Raw genomic sequence first — 23,155 nt, 5'->3', positions numbered from 1 at the left:
CTGCTTGTCGAACCCTGACCGACTGTGTTGGGCGTGGACGCCGGTAAGGCTACTGATCTGGCCATCTGGTCCCGTCTTTGCTGGTGCGAAGCCGACCGTCCGCAGGCGTCATCTGTGTGTATCGAGCGACACTCTGAGTGACCACCTCGGCTTCCTGCCCTCGCATCTCGAACCAGCGGCGGAACCGATCCTGCTGCGACATCGGCGAACCGGCGTCCGCTCGGTTGCGCACCGAATCAGCGGAAAGCCCATCCGCGTCGGCGGGCTCGGGCGGTCGACTGCCGATCTAGCCATCGGGAAGGCCCTGCTGATACATGGCGAAGTGTACCCGCTTGATTTCCGGCCGTTGAAGTGTCGTAACGTAATGGTGGATGACCCATTGCGGTGTGCCGACAATGGCACCGTTGATTTCCGCGTCGGCGAATCCGACGGCAATGGCCTCGGGGTAATTGAGTTCGGTCTTGGTCGAATCTTCGAAGGCGAACGAGGGCAAGCGACTGCGCCATTCCACGTAACTCTCGGTCAAGCCGTACAACTCCAGCTTTCCGTGGGCGGCGATCAATACTGCGGCGAGCTTTTTGCTGAGTTCATAGTTGGTGGCCTGATCGATGGCGTGGGCGAATTCGTGGCAGACATCGTCTGCGTATATCTGAGCACTGCTCGGATGCATGCCGTTCAGGCGACGGAAGTCGCTGTCAGCGAGAGTCAGCATCCGATCGGCCGCATGCGGCAAACTGAATGTAAGTATGGTTTGGAAGAGGGCAGGGTCATTCTCCACATACTCGCGGATGGCGATGGCGCGCGCTCCTACCACGAAATCGATTTTGAGTACGCGGATTTTGGTCATGAGCTTGCGGAAACCGGGAGCGTACCGATACTTGCCGAGCAGGTCATCCAATTTGTCCAGGATTTCCCCGACCGTATCCGCCGGGATGTGGGGACTGACGAGCCCGGACAGCTCGATATAGGGGTGATCGAGCTCGAAATTCGCGACCAGTCTGGTCTTGGCCTGCGCCTCCTCGTCGAGCCCGGCCATCCGCAGTGGATGCTCGGCGTGCTGCGCCACCTCGCGCAACGCGGACATAGCCGCCATCTGCGTATCGAGCACTGTCCTCGAGATCGACGGGGGAAATGGTATCTGTGCCAGCGAATCCCCGACAGACTTCACCAGCCGTCCGATCTCGACGATGTCTTGCCGACCAAGGTGATGGTCCTGCCACACTCTGCGGCCACCGACGTCGCGGACGAAAGCGGCGGCGAAGGGGCTCGGCTTGCCGGTGATCGCCGCGAAGAGGCCCAGCAGGTCGACTGCCCGAGGGTTGTTGCGTGCCCCCTCGAGCACGTAATCCCGGTAGAGGACATGGTATGAATCCTGTCGATCCAGCAACACGTCGGAGATCGGCGCGCCCATGGCCCGGCCGATCTTCGCTTTGGTCCACTCCGCCATTGCCTGGTCAGCATCGTCGTAGATCTCCCTGAGGACCTGTGTCTCCTTCTTGTCGTCGAAGGTCAGCAACTCGATCGTGACTCCCGGACGTCCCTGCATCGCCTGCATTCGCTTCACACTGGGTGACTGCGCGACCTTGTCGATTTCGGTTCCGAGGCTTGCGGTTTCGTCGTCAGGAGGTCGATTGCCTATGAAATCAGGAGGGCGCGCGGAGCTCGGCTCATCGGTGCCGGATCCCGCTGCCGACTTCGGAAAGAACTGTTGCGAAAACTCGATCGACGTCGCCTGTTCCGGAGATGCGCTGTCGGTCGGTCGGGACCATGAAGTGATACCCGACGGCTCGGGGCGATGGGGGGAATCAGACTGGTCGGACGCTCCGGGCCGATTACTCGAGCGTGACCACGGCGTCGACTTCTCCGCGTTATTCGGTCCGGCATCACCTGGCTGATCCTGCGGCCGGTTCCCTATGAGCCCAGATGTGCGATCGCCTTCCTCTGGAGACGAACCGCCCGACTGTTCCGGTGTCTCGAATCGGCCGACGTTCGTGGTGATGTATCCGTCGAGTTCCATCCACGTGGTGGTCAGCTGGATCAGCCGGGCGAACCGCACATGATCGAGCAGCGCGTTCAGGAGGCGACCAGTCGGGGTTTCCTCCATCGAGGCGGCGAGGCGTTCGAGTGCCTGCGGTAGGTCCATACCCGCATTCGCCGCCACGCCGGAGCTGGTGGCAGAGCGACCGAGCATGTCGTCGAGATCTCGTGTGCGCTGTGTGCGCCGTTCGGCATTCGAGTTGTTGAGCGCGTTGTCCGGTGTTCCTTCGAGTGCCAGTGTCGTGGCACGTTGGAGATCATCTTCCAGCCGGAGGCTGCGACCGATCCACGGACCGAGCGCCGTCGACAGCTGCTGCCCGCCACTGCTGAGCAGTCGGTCCCATTCCGGCTGGGTGAGCGCGGTCAACCGCCTGTGCAGCAGGTTGAGCACTTCGCTCAGCTGTGTCATCACCAGACCGGGGTTCGACCCGGTCAGCGTGGCAATCGTCGCGGCCGACGCTTTCCGGGCGTGCTGCCATGCCTCGATGGCCGCGGCCTCCGCACCGCGTACGGGTGGCTCCTCGCCGAATCGCTGCGCAGCCGCGCGTAACTGCGCTGCGGCGTCCGCGCGGTTGCGCGCCAAATCAGCGGAAAGCCCCGCCGCATCGGCGGAGTCGGATGGCCGACTGCCGATGAACCCACCGGGCCGGTCCGCGCCGGGCCGGGTGATGGTTTCGTCGAACAACGTGGGAGGCTCGTAAGCGAGGCCGTCAACGAGACGGATCCCCAGCATTCGCACCCGCAGCCGCCCATCGTTCAGCTCGACCGCCAGCGAGCCGGTGTGCTTCAGACCACCCCACCGTCGTGATGCGCGCCCGACCGCTGCGGATACCGCCGAACCCACTTGATCCGCACCGAAATCTTCTGCCAGCCCCGCCAACTGCGCGGGGTCTACGTGAACGATGCTTTTTCGATCTCCCCACAGATGAACCAACCAAGAATCCGTTTCACCTGCCCGACCCCGCCACTCGAACGTGCCGAACCCCTTACCCAGCAGCTCCGACTCCAGAGCCCTACGGGCACGCACCACCGTAGATCCCGACAGCGCTCCGAAGACCGCGAGACCTTTGTCGCTGCCCCTGCTCGACAAAAGCAACTTCACGCTGTCGCCACCCGCCGCCGCTATACCGTAGTTCACCAGGCACGCAGCGATATCGAGCAGTCCAGCGGCGGGCTCGACCGAGGCGGCGTCCAATCCAAGGGAACTCAGCGGCCCCGTGAGAGAAGCACGAATTTGCGACGTAGGTGCATCCGGTCCGAACACCACCGACGAACGCCGCATCGGATCATTGGAGTCGGCTGCGGAATCCGATGGACGGCTGCCGATGTAGCCATCGGGACCGTCTTGCCCGGAAACCGATCGCCCGAGGTGTTGTTCGAAGGTGCGAACTACCTGGGCGGTGTCGGAGTGCCATTCGACACCGCCGGATTCGGCCACCCATCGGTTCATGCGCTGATGGAACTCGGCGAATACGGGGGCGACTCGATCGGGTTCGGGGCCTGGGTCGGGGTCACGATATCGGACGATCGTTTGGTCGCCCTGCCGGTATACGGCAACCTCGATATTGCCGGGTTCGTGGCGAAGAGGGCCGAGGATCAGCGGTACTCGCACCTCGTCGGCGCTGCGTGTCGTTCCGCCGCGAACAGGCTTTATCCAGAAACCGTCGTCATAGACAGCGAACATCGACTCGATGCTTCCCAGGAAGCCGAGCGGCTCCATGGTGAACAGCGCCGACACCGGTGTCGAATCGTGGCGCCACAGTTTGCCCTGGCTCGCGTTGTCGAAGTTGGTGTCATCGAGACGGAGCCCGCCACGTGTCAGCGCATCACGCAGTTGGGCGGTACCCATGGGATCGAAGATTTCGTCCACCCGATAGGGACGCACCGGATCGTCCAGCCGTCCGTTCTGGTCGGTGAACAATGTGCCCCAGCCGGCCAGCTCGTCCCCCATAGCCGACATCAGGTGAAGCAGGGAATTGTGGTCGATCGCGGCCAGGAAGCGGCCCCACTGATCCATCACGAAGGAAACACCATCCGATCCGGTCCGCAGTAGCTCTGACGAGGGACCGGTCGATTTGATGAAATCCCCTCCGTGCATAGCGAAAGCCAGAGCTTCGATAACGGGGAAAATGTCTTCGTCCGAGGCCCCGACCAAATACTCGGACGCGATGGGGTAGGCGGTGTAGGTCGGTCGGATAGATCTCGGTGTTTCGGAGCCGTGCCGGGCGAGGGCACCGAGGTCGAGCACGATTCGCTCGATCGTCTGCGGTAGCAGCGGATTGTGGTCGAGGCCACGCATGGCGCTGGATCGCATAGCGGGAGCGATCGCGCCGTCGGCGGACGCGATTGCCGCGTGGATATCCAGGCGCAGTTGAAACAGCGACAGCCCTGCCTCGGTGGCTGGCCGAGTCGACCCCAGGCGAACCACCGCCGCCGCGACGGCGTGGTCCAGCTCGCGAAGCCGGTTGATCGCCTCGTCGGTGTCGTGGCTGCGGTTCAGATAGTACATCGCCGCCCGGTAGGCGTTCGGAATATATCGGCCGCCGGCGTCGCCGAAGATCCGGTCCGAGCCGGTGAGCGCCGCAGCGAATTCGGTTGCCTGCGCAGGCAGCGCACGCAGCGACTGGATCAGCTCTTCGTCCCAGCCGTTGTCGCGTCCCGCGAGGAGGCACTCGTCGGCAAGCCGTGCCCAGTCGGAGCCGTCGACGAAGCGCGCCGCCCCGAGTTCGGCGACTGCGCGCAATCGCTCCGGGAATCGGGTCAGTACATCGAGATCGTGGGTATAGGACGCCGACCGCGTGTCGGCCAGGTGGAGCGCTCCGATTACCTCGAATACATTGGTCGCCGCGTCGGCCGCGGCGAGCAGCGATCCGGAACCACCGGCGGCGCTTCGACGCAACTGTTCGATCACCAATACGGTCTGCACTCGTGCCGTGGCGATGGCTGCTTCCAGCGCGGGCGATTGTCCGCGATGCACGTCCGCGATATGCGCCGAAGCCTCGGTCTGGGCGCGGGTAAGGAAGGTTCGCAGGCCGTGATCGGACAGCTGAGTTGCCCACTCGGCGAGTTCTTCTCGCGTCGCGTGGACCGGATCGGGCCTGGTGGGTTCATCGCGCGTGGTGAGATCCTCGCCGGGCTGCTGCCGGTCACCTGGTTCGGGCGTGAAACCCGTCGGACGGCTGCCGATATGATCGTTCGGCCTGTTTTGCGCGGTGGGTGTCGAGCGGGCGGGCGGCGTCGAAGATTCGGACGCCGCGGGTATCGGTAATCCGCTTTCGGCGACCTCCGCGCGCAGGAGTGCGAGAGCTTTCGTCGTTCTCGTCCATATCTCGCCAACGTCCATCCTGAGCGTTTCGCGCATCCGGACGGAACCGGTTACGCCCCAGACCGCGAGGCGCATTCCCGCCGCGGTGGTCTGCCGCACGAAATCCTCGGACAGCAGTGGGTACGGGATCGCGACACCGGTAGCCCCCGCACGGTGCGCATCTTCGAGGATGGCGTCGATCTTCTCGGCGCCCGGCCGCAGGGCGCGAGCCATCCAACCGGTGGCGACACGGATCCCCTTGCCTGCCACCGTCAGCATGTTGACCATCGCCACACGCTGCCAGTCCGGCGCCAGCTCAGCGGCTGCCGTCAATACCCTCCTGTCGAACGCGTGCAGCTCGCCTCGTATGCCGTGCCGCTTCAACGTGGCCGCGATCTCCGCCACCTTCGCCCTGACCTCCGACTCGGACCAGGCGGGTCCTGCGGGTACCTCCACCGACAGCGCCGCATCCTCGAAGGCCGCCGACCGGCACAAAACGTCGAGGGCAGCCATATCCGCGGCAGCCCGGCCCACCTCCACGACGATCGCGTTCACCCCGATACCCAGGGCGTCAGTACACGCGCGCCCGGCGTCCGCGAGCCCGCCTTTGCCGAGTTGCACCGCGAGCTTCGGCCCAACCCGCACGTCGGACGAAGCCGCTGCCGCACCGGCTGCCTCGACCGGACCCGGCCGCAGCCCACCGCCCCCATCGGCCGCGACTCCCGCAGGTCGCCGCAGGTCGCTGCGGGATGGATGACCGCCCGGTGCTGGGAGTGCCGCGTCCAATTGCGGCGCACGGCGATCACGGGCCGCGTCGACCACCCTCGCCAGGACGCGATGCATCGCCGTCGGATTGTGCACAGTAGGTCGGTGCTGCTCCGTGGGCACCTCATCACCTCGTCCGGCGAGGCACCACGCTACGTGCCGCAACGACTCCGTGGGTTGTGCGGCACCGACCAACGAATACTGCAGGTACTCGCCGTGCCCGTCGAAAGGAGCCAGCGAATAGGGGAACCCGCGTTCGGCACGCACTCGCGTCGCATTGGTGTCGGTGGCCGGATCGGTCCCCAGCCCCAATGGCCCGTCACCGAGCAAGCGGCCACGCGCATCGGGCGCATCCCCGCCGAAACCGGTGACCGGGTCGTCGGACTGGGCCAGCACCCAAGTATTGCGACAGCTGGCGTCCGTAGCGCTGTCGAACCGTAGCCCACGCCCGGGCGAGCCCACGACCACGCCGTATTGGAATACACCGTCCAACCGGCCTCCGACACCGCCCTCCGCAACGACCGGGGTCCCGTAGCTGTAACCGAGCTTGGACATTCTCGCGCTGATCACCGCACGCAAAGCCAGCACGTCGCGTGCGAACAGCCTGCCACCGGCCTCTGCCAGTTCGGGCCTGGAGGCCCACGCTTCCTTGTTGTTGGCGGGCGCTTCGTAACCGATCCAGCACACCACGGCGACTTTGGTGGAACGATCCGCCCGCACCAATTCCTCGTAGAGATTTCGCGCACTTGCCAGGCGGGTCGGCGCCGACTGTAGCCGTGTGTCGACACCGTCCACGTACCAGACCACATGTTCGGCTTCCTCGAGCCGGCAGTTGCCGATGACGAACGTGCCGGATCCGTTGCCTCCGAACGCCTCCGGGTCCAACGCCACCGTGGTCACGACCGGCGGAGGGACGTCGCGGTGCACAGTGACCGAACGGGCGAGTGCCTCTTCGACCGCGTACAGGTTCCTGAAGACCTGGCGCTCGACTCGACTCGCGTTCTTCCTGCCTTTCGCACGGATAGCGGAGGCGGTGGCATATCGCCGGTAGTCGTTCGCGTAGTCCGCCACCTCGAACGGAAGTCCCGGGGCCTTGCCCACGACCTGGGGGTGGATCGCCACGATCGCGCGCTGCTCGTCACGATGCAGCGAGTTCCACCACCGTTTGTTGTCGACCGCGAGTCGGCCGGCCCTCGTGAAGTCGTCCGGCAGACCCCGATGCAGCAGGACTTCGGGCCCCGCACCCGGGCCGCCACGCTTCTGTATCGCGCTCTGGGCGAGAGCGGCGTCGCTGCCGGTCTCCCTCAGTGTGGGCACGCCGCTGTGCGGATCGCGCGGCAGGATGTCGGCATAGACGGACTCGCTCTGCACATCGACGGCGCGTTCGATACATTCCGCGAAGCGGAGCCGTCCATTCTGCACGGGATCATGGCGCGCGACCCGGTCCGCGCGACCGGCCAGGATGCGGCCCATATTGTCCAGCGACTCCGTCGGCGCCTTGGTGCGATCGTCGACATACAAAAGGAATTCGTCATCGATCGGCTTACCCTCCTCGAACGGCTCCTTCTCGTATCTCTGCGCTCTGTCACGCATGTCCTTGAGCACGACGTTCGTACGTCCCGCATCGCCGGTGGGGAACCGGCACGCGAACCGCACGCCTGGCAGAGCCTTCCCTTTCTCTAGGGTGCTCGCGCGGGATTCGATCCCGTAGTACACGTCGGTGGACGATGCGATGCCCGTCAGCGCGTCACCCATCGTCTTCAGATTCGACTCGCCGCAGACCACCACCGTGCCGAAAGTACGGGCGGCCCAGTCGTGCGCCAGAGCTTTCTTCGCGGGTCGACCGCCGTTGCCGTGTACAACCAACTGGCGTTCCGGGCGGTCCGCCGGATGCGGCGCTGAGCCCGTGGCCACGTCAGCGGACAGCGCCGCCATATCGCCGGCCAGGCGGTGACCGTCGGTCCCGGACCACACCACAACCCTGACCGGGCGCTCCGGGTTCTCCCGCACCGAGACCTCATAATGGTTGCACGCCAACTGCATTCGCTGATCGAGGCGGCGCAGATCACGGTCGGTGCCGTCTACGTGCCAGGCCTCCGCGACGGGCTCTCCACTGCCGAACGAGATCACGATCGAGCCGGCACCCGAATCATCGGTATCGAACCGCTCGAGCAGCACGGTCGGCGCCGGGACTCCTGGCGTCTCGATCGTCGCGGCCCGCTGACCCGCACGGATCAACAAATCCTCGACGTTCAGCAGATATTCCCGCAGCTCCCGCTCGCGACCGGTCAGCCGGGTCGTCGCCGCGCGCTCAAGTGTGGACCGCGCTTTCGCGAAAGCCCAGCGATTGGCCTCGTCGCGCACACCGCTGGGGAATCCGCCTGCCTTGCCGACGAATTCCGGCCACACCCGCGCCAGCGCTCGCAGTTCCTCCACGCCGAGGTTACGAGTCAGACGCGCGTTCCGGGCCGCGTGCTCGGCACATTCTTCAGCGGCGGCCGCCGCGCGTTTCGCGGTGGATCGCCGCCATCGGTACACCAGATCGTCGGGGCTCGTCCCGGCACCCCAATGCTCACGCAATACCCGATCGGCCCGCATGCGCATCGCGGCATCGGGCGGGGTGTAGGTGGGCAGCCCAGCGCGCTCGTCGACCGGGCCGATGAGATCGGCGGGGGCTCCGGCCCGCCCCGACGTGTCGTCCAAGGGCCGGCTGCCGATGAATCCGTCAGGCCCGCCGCTTCGTGGCCCGTCGGCCCGCGCTGCGGCTTCCCAGTCGGGATAGAAGCGACTCATGAACGCCGTGGCGATATCGCCCGGTGCGTCCAGTCCGGCGAGCAGGCGCAGCGCGTAATCCGGGTTCATGCCGAACTCGCCCCGGGGGCTCTCCGCGCGTTCTTTCTGGCTCAAACCGGTCAGGCCCACACTTGCGCGCGCGGCCAACTCCGTGCGTGACAGTCCCTTACTCGTGCGAGCGGCGATGATCCAGTCCTTGGGATGGCGGAACCGGTCGGACCGGGGATCAGGAAACTCGCCGTGTTCATCCGGGAAGTACTCGCGCAGTACTGACTCCGCCACTTCGGCGGGAGCGCCCAGACCTTCCAGCAGACGCACCGCCATATCCCGCGTGATCGTCACCCCACGCTCCAGCGAACCGATATATGTCGCCGAATTCGGCACGCCCATGCGAGCGGCCAATTGGGCCTGAGTCAGTCCGCGAGCAAGGCGAGCATCCTTCGACCACCGCCGGAACGGCTCGGTGCCGTTCGGGGTCGGCCACGCCGCTGGAGCCGACCCGTCGGATTGCTCGATCAACGCCTCCGGGACCGCGCCCGCGCCCCGGTGCACCGGCGCCTGCCGACCCTCGTCCGGACCAGACGGCAGCGGCGCTGCCGATGGCTGCGTCCACGGGCCGGGTCCGAACTCCACACGTACCGTGTGGGACCAGTTCTTCAGCATGGTGTTGCTGAGGTCCGCGATTGTCGTGAGTTCGACCCCGCTCAATCGGGTCTCGCCGCGGCGCGGCTGTGACAGCAGCCAGGAGCAATCGGCGCCGAACGAAAGCACGGAGGCGGAGTCAGCCCTGCCATCGGCTTTGCCGTCTGCCACCGCGACATGCATCAAGCGCTCCTGACCGCCCGGCTCACTCGCGCCGAACCACATCACCACGTCACCACGCTGGGGGCGTGGCCCCGTGTCACCGTCGGAGAGGACTTGCCGTCCGGACGAAACGAGGAGGGCGGGCAGTTCGTCCACCCAGCGCCGGGAGGAGTCTTCAGGGGCGTCCAAGTTGTAGATCACCGGGACCTGCTCGCGGCTGAGTGCACCAGCGGCGACGGCGGCGGCAACCACCATGTCGACGCAGCTGCGCGGCACGTCATCGGGAAGCTGTTCGTCACTCGACCAGCCCCAGCCGGCGAAGAGGCTGTCCGGATTCAGCTGACACCAGTAGAACGTGTCTCTCCGGGTGACGTACCCGAGCAAGAACTCCACGACACTGGTCGGCGCGGGTACCGCAAGTGTTTCCACCGCGTCGGCCGCGACGATCTCAGCCGTTTCTCCCTCGCCGAAGCCATCGTGTGCATCACTACTGTCCGTGTGCCGCGCCCACGGCGTCGGCCTGCCTGCGGCCTCACCCGGGCTGGGCGGTCTGCTCCCGATGAATTCGCCCGGTCCGGTAGTGTCCTCACCCGGCACGGAATCGCCGGGCGACGCCGGTGGAATCGGCGGTTGATCCGGCTCCGTCCTCGCTGTGCTCCACGGCGTGGGCCGGTTCTGCTCGCTCGCGGTGACGTCGGACGACGGCCGGCTGCCGATGGGACCGTCGAGTCCGTGCGGTCGGGTGCGCTGTTCCTGCTGGTCGGGTGCTCTATCCGGCTGGTCGCTCCGAGTCCACCGGGTACGTTCGCTCCGCGGTTTCTCCGCGTCACCGACCAGCGGGCGCCGGTCAGTGACAATCAGCCGTTCGATGGCAAGAGCGGATGTCGAGTGGTAACCCTGCCGCGTTGTGCCGTGCAGATCGAGGGTCTCGAATTGCCGCCCGTGCTCGGTGGTCAATGGAACGACGAGTCGATCCGTGTACGTCCCGTCCTCGGCCATCCGCCGTTTGATCTCGTCCTGGGCCTGCCGGATCAACCTTTTTGTACGGTCGTACTCCCCGTGGAGGACGCGAGTGTCAGGGTCCGCTGCGATGCGTTCTGGTAGCTCGATGACGTGCCGGTCGATCCAAGCCTCCTCGTACCCGGCGCGGCGAAAGGCGTCGCGGATCGGCTCGGCAATCGGTCGCACGTTTCGTTCCCCAGTGTCGGGGTCGATGATCAGACGCTGCTCCTGAGGGACCTGCAGATTGCTGTAGCAAGGAATGATGTAGGCGTCGTCGAGAGGGTAGGCGTAACTGGGATTCCCGTCCAAAGGACGGAATGTGGCGTCGCTGGCCAGATGAGCCTCGTCCGGTGCGGTCGTCTTGGCCTCGTTGCGTATCGGCGTTGTCTTCGTGATCGCGCCGAGTGGCATGACGACGATCGCGCCGAGCGGGTCAGGCAGTACAGTGCCGTTTCCGGTTGCGAGTGTGCGGCGGAGTCCGGCGTATCCGACGTACATGTTGAAGTTTTCCGTCCCCTGCCAGTTCCCCGGCTTGATGAAATGCACCCCGAGGGAATGGCCGGCCGTGGTGTTGATGATCTCGTCGTGTGCGCCGGACCGGATCATGCCCGCTGTGGCGATTGCCCGAATGTTCGGGGTGAAGTGCAGGTACAGTGTGTCGGCCGGATCCACGAAGGTGCTGAGATCCGATCGGTGCTCCGCCGACTTATCCACTACTCGGGTGTACAGATCGGGGGCAGTCTGGGGAATGCCCACTGTGGTGCGCACGCGGGCTACGGTGTCCTCCAAGGCCCTGACGCGCCGAGCCTCCTGATCGCGGAACACGAGACCCCGCATCGAGGATTCGGCGAATATGCCGACCGCGGACTGTTCGACCATCCTCAGTGCGTCATCAACGATCACGGCGATGTGCCGGGGCGCGGCAATGGCGGCTACTGCTTCGACTACATCGTCTCTGGTACGCAGACCCCGGGCGATCTCCGATAGCAGCGGCGCCAGCCCGTCGCCCGGGATATCGTGCCATCCAGCGCTGATATTCCGACGCGCCGCCGATATTTCGGACCGCATCGAATCGATGTCGTCGAGCAAACCCTGGACCGTCCGACGCGACCCGCGCTCAAAGAGCACCTCTGCCGCGTGGTCGAGCTGACCTCGAATTCCGCGCTGCAAACGCCGCATCGCGTCATCGACTCGGAAGGCGTCCACCCGATGCGAATCCAGTTCCGCGAGCCGAACCCGAGCCGCGGTGTGTAACGCCTGGGCATAACGATTTCTCGCCCCGGGAAGCAACGCGGCGAGTCCACCGTGCTTGGCCGGCATTATCTCGTTCAGTACTCGAATATCTCGATCGTCCAGACGCGGCTTCGCGGTAACCTGACGCAGGGTCGCGATCATCTGGTCACGGCGTCCCTCTGGAGTTTCGGCGTATGCGGCCAACTGCTGGTCCAAGAATGTATTCAGTTCATCGCGGACACCGGTCAGAGACACCATGTCTACCGTTCCGGATTCACCGACCAATGCCGCGAGCACGTGCTCCAATTCGCACACCTGATCGGTGATCCGGTCGACTGCCTGATCGCGTTCGGTCAGGGCATCCGACAGTGCGTCCGCATGCTCTTGGGTGAGCAGAAGCTGCTCGGGAACGAGAGCAGGCCCCGCCATCTGCGCATCGGTGAGATCCCCCGCGTCCGCACCGCCCCCGGGATGGACCGGAGCGCCATCGCGCATCGCCACGAACGTCTCGAGCGTCGCCAGACCGTCTCCGACCTCGGCCCCGGTCCTGGCATGAACCTCCGCCCGCGTGGTCCGGAAATCCAGCGGCGCAGCACCGGCCGACCATGTCGACTCGCGGTCGCGTCCCGCTGGGGGCCTGCTGCCGACGCGGCCTTGCATGGAGCCCGCATCCGTGCCGCGACTTTCCGGATCGTCGTGCGGCATCGCCGAACCGGAGTCGACGTTCGACGACTGCGTGTCCGGTTCAGTCGTATCGGCCGGGACGGAGCTGTCCGGTGACGGGCCGTCGCCGGGCGGGCGATCGCCGGCGAGCGCGAACATCTTCCGCCGCAGCGGTGGGGCACGGCTCGACCAGAGCGATGGCGGAGGAAGTCCTGGGTCCCGGGAGGCGACAGCAGAGCGCTGTGTTGCGGAAAGGCGGGCGAGGGGTTGGCCCTTGTTGTCGAACTCGATGGCGAAAACGGCGCGATCGGCCTCCTTCAGTCGGTCGATGAACGCTTGCTGCTCACGCCGCCATTGCTGGAACGGGACTGCCTTGTTCAGCAGCGCGGGCCGACCTGCCAGATCTGCCGGAGTGATCGGAGTCTCTCCGGGGGCGGCCGCGATGTCCAAGACGACCAGGTTCGGGGCATCTGCTCGGTCACTGTCGTTGACCAGCAGCACCAGGTGGCTTTCGACTTCCCCCTTGTTCATCCACCTATAGACCAGCGCCTGGCTACCCCCGGGACGATCTTTCAGCGATTCGGCGGCCGCGTCCAGCGACCCGAATGCCCGGAAGGCGCCGCCGAAGGCCCGCTCGGTGTCTTCGGCGTCGTGGCCCCGCAGTGGCATGTCGTCCGGCAGATGGTAGGCGTGCTCGCTGTCGGGGTACAGCACCCGCATCATCGTCACGCCGTTGTTGACGCAGCTCTTCGGGCTGCGCTGGTGGATGGCGACGGCGAGGTCGAGCAGGGCGGTGACGGCCAGGTAGGTGGAGGCGGCGAGCACGAGGAGTTCGGTGGCCGGGTCGTCGGCGGTTTCGGTGGGGGCGAGCAGACGGGCGACCGCGTCGGCGAGACCGTCGCGGGCGGTGGCGGCGTTCACCTCGGTGGCGGGAACGTCCAGCAGGTCCGCCAGCTCTTTGCGGGCGGTGTCGACGGCGGCGCCGACTTGGCGCACGCCCTCCGCGCCTGCGACCTGAGCGGGTTCCCAGCCGAGTTCGGCGGCCAGCCGATTGCGCTGCGGCATCAGATGATTCAGTGCCTGCTCGTCGCTGAGGGTGTCCGCCCGCATCACCACCGCGGGCGCGGCGTGGTCGAGGTGCTGGTTCAGCGCTTCCACAGCGGCGGATGAGACGCCTGCTCGTTCCAGCAGTCGGCTCAGCGGGTCGTCGTCATCGTCGGTGTCGAACATGGCCGCGGCCGCCTGGACCGATGCGGGAATCCCCAGCCACCCGGCCAGCCGCGCGAACCGGTCCCCCCGCAGGTGCGGTTGGACGGCGTCAGGCCCGGCGTGCACCGCCTCCATCACGACGCGGTCCTTGTCCGCCCCGGCGTGGCCGGTGTCCGACCTGGTCCGGCCAGAGTCTGCCCCGGTCGGGTCAACGCCCGCCGCAGCATGGGCAGTGCCCGGCCCGGTGTGGAGGAGGTCCGCAGCGACGGTGGACTGGGGCGAGGTGGCAGCGAGATCTTCTGCGGCCGGGGGCGCGTGGGCTTGGTTGGCGCGGCGCATCGCACGCTGCAGATACGTGCGGTCGGCCGCATCGTTCTGCAAGGGGGTGGTCAGGCTGCGCATCTCCCGCTCGGCCGCGGCGACATCAGCCGCGGTGGCCGCGACCTTCGTCCGCGCCGCCTGCACGGACTTCTGCGGTTGCGCCGCATCCGGGTCACCTACCCGACGGACGGTTTCGGTGTATTCGGCGGTGGCCTCGGCGTGCTTGGCCACCGCGGCCCGGTAGTGGGTGACCGCGACCCGCGCACCCTGCTGTTGCGCCTCGCTGTAGAGGCGGTCGGACGCGGCGACGTTGAAACAGAAGCTGCCGTTGCGGCCGTTGCGGCCCGCGCGCGCCGACCACTGATGGTCCTCGTCCGGATTGGTCGGCGAACGCCCCAGCATGTGCGCGTGTACCCCGCCCAGCTCATTGACCTCGTCGCTGATCGACACGTCGAAACCCCGGCCGAGCATCCCCGTGCCGACAGTCACCGCGCCCCGGACACCCGCGGTGTCCTTGACCGACAGCAGGTGTTCCTCGGCGGCGTTGTTGTCGCGGTGCTCGGCGAACCACCGGGCATCGATCGAATTGTGCTCCACGCCCGCCTTGGTCAGCATCAGCGAGAATTTCCGAGCCAGATCGTTGAACGGGCAGATCACCAGCACCGGCCGCCCCGCTGCCTGCAACTGCCGCACCCGGCCCACCGCATCCCGCAATTTCTCCGGCTCGGTGAGGAATATCCGATCCTGCTCCCCCGCCAGTTTCGACCGGCCGAAGTCTTCCACCTTCGCCAAACCACCCTCGACAGGGAAGTTCTCCTTGATCTCCGCCGCGGTCCGCTCCAGCGTGCCCGACATCAGATGCAGATGTTCGTACCTGCCGAGGACGTCCTCCACGGTCACCTGTTTCGATCCCGTCCCATCGGAATACACCGGGGCACCGAACATCGCTTCCACCATTTTGTGGCGGCCTCCGAACCACCGGCTCTCGGTGCCGATCTTCGGATCGCTTCGCGGCTTCCCGTACTCGTCGAGAATCTGTACCTTCTTCTCGGAATCCTCTCCGAAGATCTGGAAATCCCGATTCAGTTTCAACCGGCCCGCCTTGACGTCCAGGAAGGCACGGGCCATCTCGGTTTCCTCGGCGGTGAATTTCCGTCCGGCGTAGCTTTCCCACAACCGGCTCACCGTGTCCAGGCACTGCTCGGGTTGTTCGCGCAGCAATCGCGCCGTCAGCGTCCGTGCCGCTCCGACCTCCACCGCCGACAGCGCCCGTACGGCCCCGGCCTCCTCCGCTGTCAGCGGCCCATCGTGGAGTGCCTCTTCCAGATGCATCGACAGGTCCTTCGCCGCGGTGATTCGGCTGCGCAAGACGGCTTTCAAGAAGTCACGCACCCGGTGCACCCCGGCGGCCTCCACCTCCGAGGCGATCTCCCGCTGCCCCTCGGACTGGTAGTGCACCGTCTGGTTGTGCACCAGCACCGCGTCCGCCTCATCGATGGTCGCGGTTTTCCCCGGGGGCGGCCGGTCGAACAGCTCGGCGGTCGCACGCTCGTCGTAGGTCATGTAGTAGACAGTCGGGCGTTGCGTCTCGCCCGGCGGGTCGTGCGGATCCCAGCGCGCCACCTCATACCCGAGACCGCGCAGCATCGGCGCGAATTCCCGCACCCCCTCGTTGGCCAGCACCTCGGTCGTGGTGATCACATGATGCACCCGCACCGACTTACCGCTCGCGGCCTCCACCGGCTCTCCACGCGACAACTGCCGCAACGTATCCAGCGCACCGACCATGGACTTGCCCTGCCCCGTGCCCATCTGACGCATGAACCCGTGCTCGCCGAGCAGGAACGCCTTGATCTGATTCCACCGCGGCGTCTTCCCGGTTCCCTCGCGCACCGCGTCGATGTACCGCAGCAGCGATTCCGCCCGATCGCCGTGCTCCATCGCGTGCCTGCGCTGCTCCCACGACTCACCGGCCAGCTCCTCCTGCCGCAACCGATAGACCGCCAGCGCTTTCTTCGCCGCCGCCTTGAACTGAGCCTGCTGCTCGGCGGTGAGGTCCCGCTTCGTCGCCGGATCTGCCGAAGGCAACCCCACCAACTCCTGCGCCAGCTCCCCCACCGGGCGGTCGGGTGCGTCGTGCACGGATGGGCGATCGTCGGCGGGCGCCGCATCCGCGGAGTGTTCCACCGGCGGCTCGTGCGCCGGCGGTATGTCCGTCTGCTTCGGCGCCGTGACCCGCGCCGGGCCCTCATCGCCCGCACCGTGGGAACCGGCATCGCCCACCTCCACCGGAGGATCGACCTTCGCCGATTTCGGCCCCGGCCGCGAAACCGCCGGCTCGTGCCCAGCCGCACCGTCGCCGGCCGGAGCCCAGACATTCCGGCCACGACCGGTCACATGCGCGTCGCCCTCGCCGTGATCTCCCGATTGCCGCGGCCCCGAATCGGAGTGGTCGCCCCCCGCGCTCGACAGGACCGCACCGGAAGCCAAGCCACGCCCAGCCTGCGCACCAGCACCAGCGCCAGCACCGTGTGCGCCGCCACCGGGCTGCCCATTGCCACCACTAGCACCGTGCGCGCCCCCACCGGCCTGCCCATTGCCGGCCTGCGCACCGCCGCCACTATCGGCCTGCCCGCCGTCCCTGGTCTGCGATATCCCGGCGCTACCAGCCTGCGCACCGCCGTCGTTGTGCATATCACCGCCATGCGCACCGTCTTCGCCGCGCGCACGGTCACCGGTCTGCACAGGGCCACTACCGCCCTGCGCATCCCCACCGGTCTGCAAACCGCGACCGGAGGGTTCATCGGCACCCGCAGGAGGGTCTACACCGCGCGCACGATCGCCGACCCGGTCTGCGGCTGCCCGGTCACCCTGCCGTGCGGGCGAGTTGGAGTCTCCTGGTTGCCCGGCCGTCCCCGCCTGACCATTCGCGTGGGCATCCGAAGCCGGAGCCCGCTCACCTGATCCCGAATCGGCGAGGTGCCGCAAGCGGTCTCCCGCCTCGTCGGGCTCGTGCTGTCCATCGCCCGTCGCTCCCGGCGGCCTCGACGAAACCGAGTTCTCTTCGGCCTGCGATGCTCCGGCGCCCGTAGCGGGGCCGGGTGAGGCCGGGTTCGCGGGCTGCGGGGTGATGCCGCCGGTGTTGTCAACCGGAGCTGGTGGAGCGGGCACCAGCGATTTCGTCCCCTGAGGAGCCCCCGTCAGCCGCATCACGGCATCCTTGCTCAGACTCACCGTCGAAGGATCCGGAGGCACGTGGGCCACGCTGCCATCGACCACTTTTCCCACGGGGGAACCGAGATCCGAGTGGCCCCCTCTGTGGACATCCACGACTCCGGCGAATCCGCCGCTGAGCAGCGACGCTAAAACGTCTTCGTAGTGTTCCGGCCAGCCCGTGATCAATGCCGCCGCACCGAGACCGGAGACCGCACCCGCGACGCCCTGCACCAGCCCAAGCGCCCAGCGGCTGGTCTCCAGACGGGGAAACACCTTCGGGGCGACCATGCCCGCGGCAATGCCGCCCAACGCACCGCCGGCACCCGATACTCCTGCGGCGGCGACGGACTTCAGGTCGATACCCCTCGGGTTCTCCCCGTTCGGGCCCTTGACAGTCGAATTCCGGTCTCCGGAGGCGACTTGCACAAGCTGGACCCCGAGATCCACACCGGCGGGCAGCGCGGCGGCCGTGCCGACCGTCACCGCGAACCGGGCCGGCCCCAACGCCGACAGTCGGGCCGCCGTGCTCGCCGCGCCCACCTTGTAGGCCTGCTCGAGGCCCGCGCGCATCAGCGCGACCTTGCCCCGGCCCTCGACCAGCATCGACTCCACAACCGGAGCCGCCGCAACCTGAGCGGCCGGACCGGCCGCGGCGGCTGCCGCCAGCGTCCTGAAGATGCGCCAGGCCAACTCGACGCCGAACGCGAACATCACGCACAACGTCTTCTCCGCATCGTTGGCGGCCGCGTGCGCCTGATCGGCCAAGGCCAGCGCTTCCTCCCGCAGCCTGGCCGCGCCCTCCCGGTGCAGATCCAATATCTCGCGCACTCGATCACCCAGCGCGCCGAGCGAATCCTCCTCTGCCAGTATGGTTTTTGCGTCGTCCGCATGACCGTTCATGGCGGCGGCCTTGGCCCGCAGCTCCGCGGCCACCCACCGCATCCCGGACACGTCGGCGCGCGGCAGGTCTCCACCGAAGACCACCAGTTCGATCGAGCGCCGCACCGGGGTGGGCAAACCCTCGAACATGGTACGCAGCTCCACGACCCGGTTCAGCAACCACGAACCGTCCACCGCCACCGCCTACTCCCGCCGCGACGTCGCGTCGACCAGCACCGCGTGCAGTGCCCGCGCCTGCACGCTCGCCTCCTCGCCGCGCACCACGACATCGGCGAACGCGGCGCCGAGGGCCCGGCAAACGTCGAACCCGCCCGCGTCCGCGACGTCCCCGGCCAACTCGGCACGCCAGCGCCGGTAACCGCTTACCACCTCGGTGAACGTGCTGTTCGGTTCCGCCTCCAGATGCAGGTACGTCGCGATCAGGACACGCTGTGCCCGCTTGCGTGCGAGACCGCCGCCGGCGGAGTCGAGCGCCCGGCCGAATTCGCAGAGCGTCGCCAGGTAGATCTCCCGCTCCAGCGACTCGGCGTCGGACTGCGCCGTTCCGGTCGCTCCCCCCGACTCCTGCGCGGTCCGCTGGTCGAGGGTTATCGACCGACCGGCGCCCATGCCCCGCGTATGGCGTGGTTCGAGACTCCACCACACCGGCCCCGATTCGGCGTCGACCTCCGCCACAGCGACGAAATCGACAGCGACGACCGGGTAGTCGGTGAGCACTCGGTCCACAGCGGCCACGAATCCTCGTATGGCCGGCACCTGCAATCCGGGGGCATCGAATCCGTCCACCCGCACGTCGTGGTGTTCGGCGAGCGTCCGCGCCAGCCAGCCGATCACGGGATGGGTACCCGGGCGCGCGCCGGAGCGACCCCGATCACGCCCGTGCGGCGATTCGTCGGCGGGCTTCTGCGTGCGCGGCGGAGCAGCGAACCGAGGACCAGGGGGCCTCGGATCCGCACCGGAGGGTGGTCCGGCCGTTCTAGGCGGCTGCCCGGACCACGGAGTGTCCGGCCGTCCCACACCGCCCGGCGGGCCGACCCGTGCCTGCTGCCCGGCTGGGGCACGGGGTGAATCCCGGGTGGCGGCCGGGGGGAACACCGCGGAGGCCGGCGGACGGCGCGAGGAGTCTTCGGCAGGCTTTCCGGGGTTGACGCTGACCGGTCCGCCTACTCTCGGGGCCGCCTCTCGGCGCGCTGCCCGATCCGAGGGATCTCGTTGCGGACCGCCCTCCGGTTTGGAGCGCCCCCCGGACGGGTCCGGTGTCCGTGTTCCGCTGGAGGCGGGTTGTTCGGTGGGCTCGGCCCGGTGCGTGGGAGACGCCGGGTTCGTGGGTGACGACAGGTTCGTGGGATAAGCCGGGTTCGTGGGATAGGCCGGGTCTGCCCCTGCCGGAGAGGTCGCCGCGGGATCGGACGTCACGGGTGGCTGTGCGCCCGCGGGCGAGGTCGTGCCCACGCTGCCAACGGACAGTGGAGGCGCCGGTTCGCCGATCGGGTCCGGGTTGGCGGCAGTAGCGCCGACCCGGCCGGCGCCGTACCTGTCCTGTGCTTCGAACTGGCCTGCGGCGTCCACTATTCCGGCGGCCGTGCTGTGCAGGCTCTCCTGCATTGCCCGAAGGTTTGCCAGCAACTGGTCGGCATGCGGCTTGAACTCCTTGGCGAACGCGACACCCAGATCGTCGTCGCCCCAGCTGCCTTCGGCGTGCGCGAGGGAATCGCGCAGGCCCGCGTAAGTTTGTCCCACGCGGTCCCCGAGATCGGCCAGCCGCGCTCCTCGATTCCGCAGACGATCCGGATCCAGCCGAACTTCACCGTTCACGTCGTGATCCCCTCCGGTCAAGCGCGGCCGTTGCCACGCAGCCGGAACCGGCGCTCGAAACCGGCGACGAACACCGACAACGGCACCGACGTGGTCGAGCGCTCCACCACGCCGTCGTCGGCGACATAGAAGACCGCGCGGTCCAAAGCGATCTTGCCGTCCGGAACCGGTGAACGGACTACCCAGCCCACGCTGATGCGATCGGCCCGCAACGACGACAGCGGGTATCCCGCAGTGTCATAGCCCTCTCGTCGAATGTGCTCCCGCACGACGTCGAGCGCATCCGCTGCGCCGATCCCCTCGGCGTGGTCGGCGTCCAGATCCGCGAGAACGAATTGGAACATCGCACCATCGATGTCGGTGCCGTCACCGTCACCGAAGACCTGCACGATCGCCTCACGAGTCACCGCACCGGCCTGCGCGGCCGACACCAGCATCTCGGCCGCATCCGGTGTACCACCCGACCGGTCCTCCAGCAGGTCGCCGACAACGCCCGCCACGGTGCCGACCGTCCACACCGCGGGCAGCGCCGGCGCGCACTCCGATATCGGCGCGGACCCACCCCGATACCATCGGCCGGCCTCCCACCAGTAACAGAATGACAGCAAACCGGTTGCCACCCGCGGATTCAGCACCGGGTCGGCGACCCAACCCGGGGCTCCTGCGAATAATTCCGGCATCGCCGCACCCGAGTTGTACGCGGCGTCCAGGGCCGGCGCATCCCACACGCCACCCGACAGCACGGCCCGGTCACCAGGCAGTAGCGTCAACGTCGAACCGCTGCGTCCCGCACCTTCGAAAATGCCCACCGACGGACCGATCCGCGGCCCCTGCCCCGCCCCGACCGCTACGAAGGCTGCTGCCAGCACCGCCCACCGGGCCCACAACACGGCCAACTCCGGCAGTTCGTTGTCCACGGCGACCGCGCGCAAACCCGCACGCTGGTCCGCACGCATCGCGTCGGCGGCGGCGCGCGGCGACCGCGTCCGACGTTCGCCGCGACCGAGATAGGCCGCCAGCCACACCGGCAGCCGATCCCGCGGATAGCGTTCCAAGTCGGCGAGATAGGCATCCGGTGCGAACAATTGCTCGCCGGGGAACGGCGCCGCGCCGTGATCGGCAGCGGCCTCGACACCGTCCCCGTCGATGCGCACCAGCAACCGCCACCACGGCCCGGCATGCCCCCCTGCCGACACCTGCCGATGTCGGCGTACCGTATCCCACACGGCATCCGGCACCGGGCACCGGAACGACCGGATACCGTCATCGGCCACCAGCGACGCCGATTCGGCGACCACGGTCATCGCGAACCATGCCTCCAGCCGCCGCCACCCGGGCGGGGCCGCCGCACGCAGCCCATCCGCGATCCGATCGGTCAACCCGGCAAGATCCTCATCCCCGACCTGTGGCACGGCACTCTCCGTGGTCCGGGGACGACAGACACGCCGAAGCCACACAGGCGCCAACGCGCGACCTCGACCGCGAGCAGTTCACGAGCAGTCCCTACAAATCGCCTGAATCGGTTCGGCCTCAGGATCTGAAATCTCCCGGGAATAGAAACTTGCACACTTTACGCCCCAGCGCTATAACGAAATGCACCAATACGGCGACCTGCCTGCCATGCGACCTATCGCGACGACAATTTGAGACCTCCTCGCACTTAATGCATCACACTTGCCGACGTATCAAGCCGATCTAGCGTCGGCCACTCCGGTGAGCCAGCCACCCCAGACGGTGACCCTGGCACCCGTGGCGGCGATCTCGGGCAGCCGCTACCGTCGATGCAGCGCAATCGTTACGCAGATGTGTCGGCAGACGGCACGGCAGTTCACTTTGCGGTGGTCCAGTCGCGGCAGTATGTTGCGACCGACACTGACAACAGGATGCGCAGGCAACCCGTGGTAATCGAAAGTTCTACCGGCCGGGTGGCGCCGACATCCGCTGCCACAGCGAGCGCGGTCGTCGCTTTGGACCGCACTACTCCAAGGGCGCAGCCATTCTCTTCGTCGACCGCACAGCCCCGGGGACACCGACCGGCCCGGGGCAGCGACTACGCGGTCTTGTTGCGCCGTGCACGGCAGGCGGGGCTGCTGGATCGGCGGTTGGGGTACTACGCCTGGAGGAGCGCGGTCACCGCGCTGGCGTTCGCTGCCGGGTGGGCGGCGTTCTTCTTCATCGGGAACTCGTGGTGGCAGCTTGGGGTTGCCGCGTTCTTGGCGGTGGTGTTCGCCCAGATCGCCTTCCTCGGTCATGATGCCGGGCACCGACAGATCTTCGGCGGCAGGCGGGCCAACTACCTGTTCGGTGCGATCGCGGGCAATCTCGGTATCGGGCTGAGCATCGGCTGGTGGACCAGTAACCACAACCGGCATCACGCTCACCCCAACACCGAGGGCTCGGATCCCGATGTGATGGGAGTACTGGCCTTTTCCGGCGATCGAGCACGGACCGGAAAAGGCATCCGGGGATTCGTCTTCCGATACCAAGCCTGGCTGTTCTTTCCGTTGCTGTTCCTCGAGGCGGGCAGTCTGCACTACGCGAGTGTCCGGGCGGTGCTGCGCTGGGCGATACCGAACCGCGCCTTGGAGGCCGTGCTGCTGGCCGCGCACACCGCCGGGTACCTCGCCGCGGTGTTCCTGGTCCTGTCGCCGGGCAAAGCGGTGGCCTTCATCGCTGTGCAGCAAGGCCTGTTCGGGTTCTACATGGGATGCACCTTCGCGCCCAACCACAAGGGAATGGAAGTACTGGCTGAAGGCGACTCGACCGACTTCCTGCGCCGGCAAGTGCTCACGTCCCGCAATGTAGGCGGTGGCCGCCTCATCGACGTAGCCATGGGCGGTCTGAATTACCAGATCGAGCACCATCTGTTCCCGTCCATGCCGCGAGCCAACCTGCACCGAGCCCAGCCGCTTGTCGAAGATTTCTGCCGCGAGCTCGAGCTGCCCTACTGCCAGACCAGCCTGCTCGACTCCTACCGCCGAGCGCTGAGCCACCTGCACACCGTCGGTCGGCACGCCCGCCCACTCCCACCCGCTGTCGAGCAGGGAAAAGAGCTCGGTTCCACCAGATCCGGGTGAAGCGCGACTAGAGAGG

The 23,155-nt window shown here is 67.1% G+C and carries 4 protein-coding genes; 1 reads left to right on the top strand and 3 read right to left on the bottom strand.

Annotation, left to right across the window (positions count from 1 at the left end):
- Positions 1-286: 286 nt before the first annotated feature.
- Genes K8O92_24510 through K8O92_24500 form a run of 3 tightly spaced genes read right to left on the bottom strand, consistent with a single transcriptional unit; the run spans position 287 to position 21,441 of the window.
- Positions 287-18,427, bottom strand: a complete 18,141-nt coding sequence (locus tag K8O92_24510) for a helix-turn-helix domain-containing protein (GenBank protein ID UAK30998.1) — start codon at positions 18,425-18,427, stop codon at positions 287-289.
- 3 nt (positions 18,428-18,430) lie between these two features.
- The gene (locus K8O92_24505) at positions 18,431-20,062 is read right to left on the bottom strand and encodes a hypothetical protein (GenBank protein UAK30997.1); all 1,632 of its coding nucleotides are present in this window, start codon (positions 20,060-20,062) and stop codon (positions 18,431-18,433) included.
- 17 nt (positions 20,063-20,079) lie between these two features.
- Positions 20,080-21,441 carry a hypothetical protein gene (locus tag K8O92_24500; GenBank protein ID UAK35926.1) on the bottom strand — a complete coding sequence of 454 codons (1,362 nt, stop codon included), beginning with the start codon at positions 21,439-21,441 and terminating at the stop codon, positions 20,080-20,082.
- A gap of 504 nt (positions 21,442-21,945) precedes the next feature.
- On the opposite strand from K8O92_24500, the gene K8O92_24495 reads away from it, so the two are divergent.
- Complete coding sequence (locus K8O92_24495; GenBank protein UAK30996.1) at positions 21,946-23,139, top strand: acyl-CoA desaturase; 1,194 nt, start codon at positions 21,946-21,948, stop codon at positions 23,137-23,139.
- The last annotated feature ends 16 nt before the right edge of the window (positions 23,140-23,155 follow it).

The sequence above is a fragment of the Nocardia asteroides genome (genome assembly GCA_019930625.1).
Lineage (GTDB): Bacteria > Actinomycetota > Actinomycetes > Mycobacteriales > Mycobacteriaceae > Nocardia > Nocardia sputi.
This window is presented reverse-complemented; position numbering and strand designations above follow the sequence as displayed.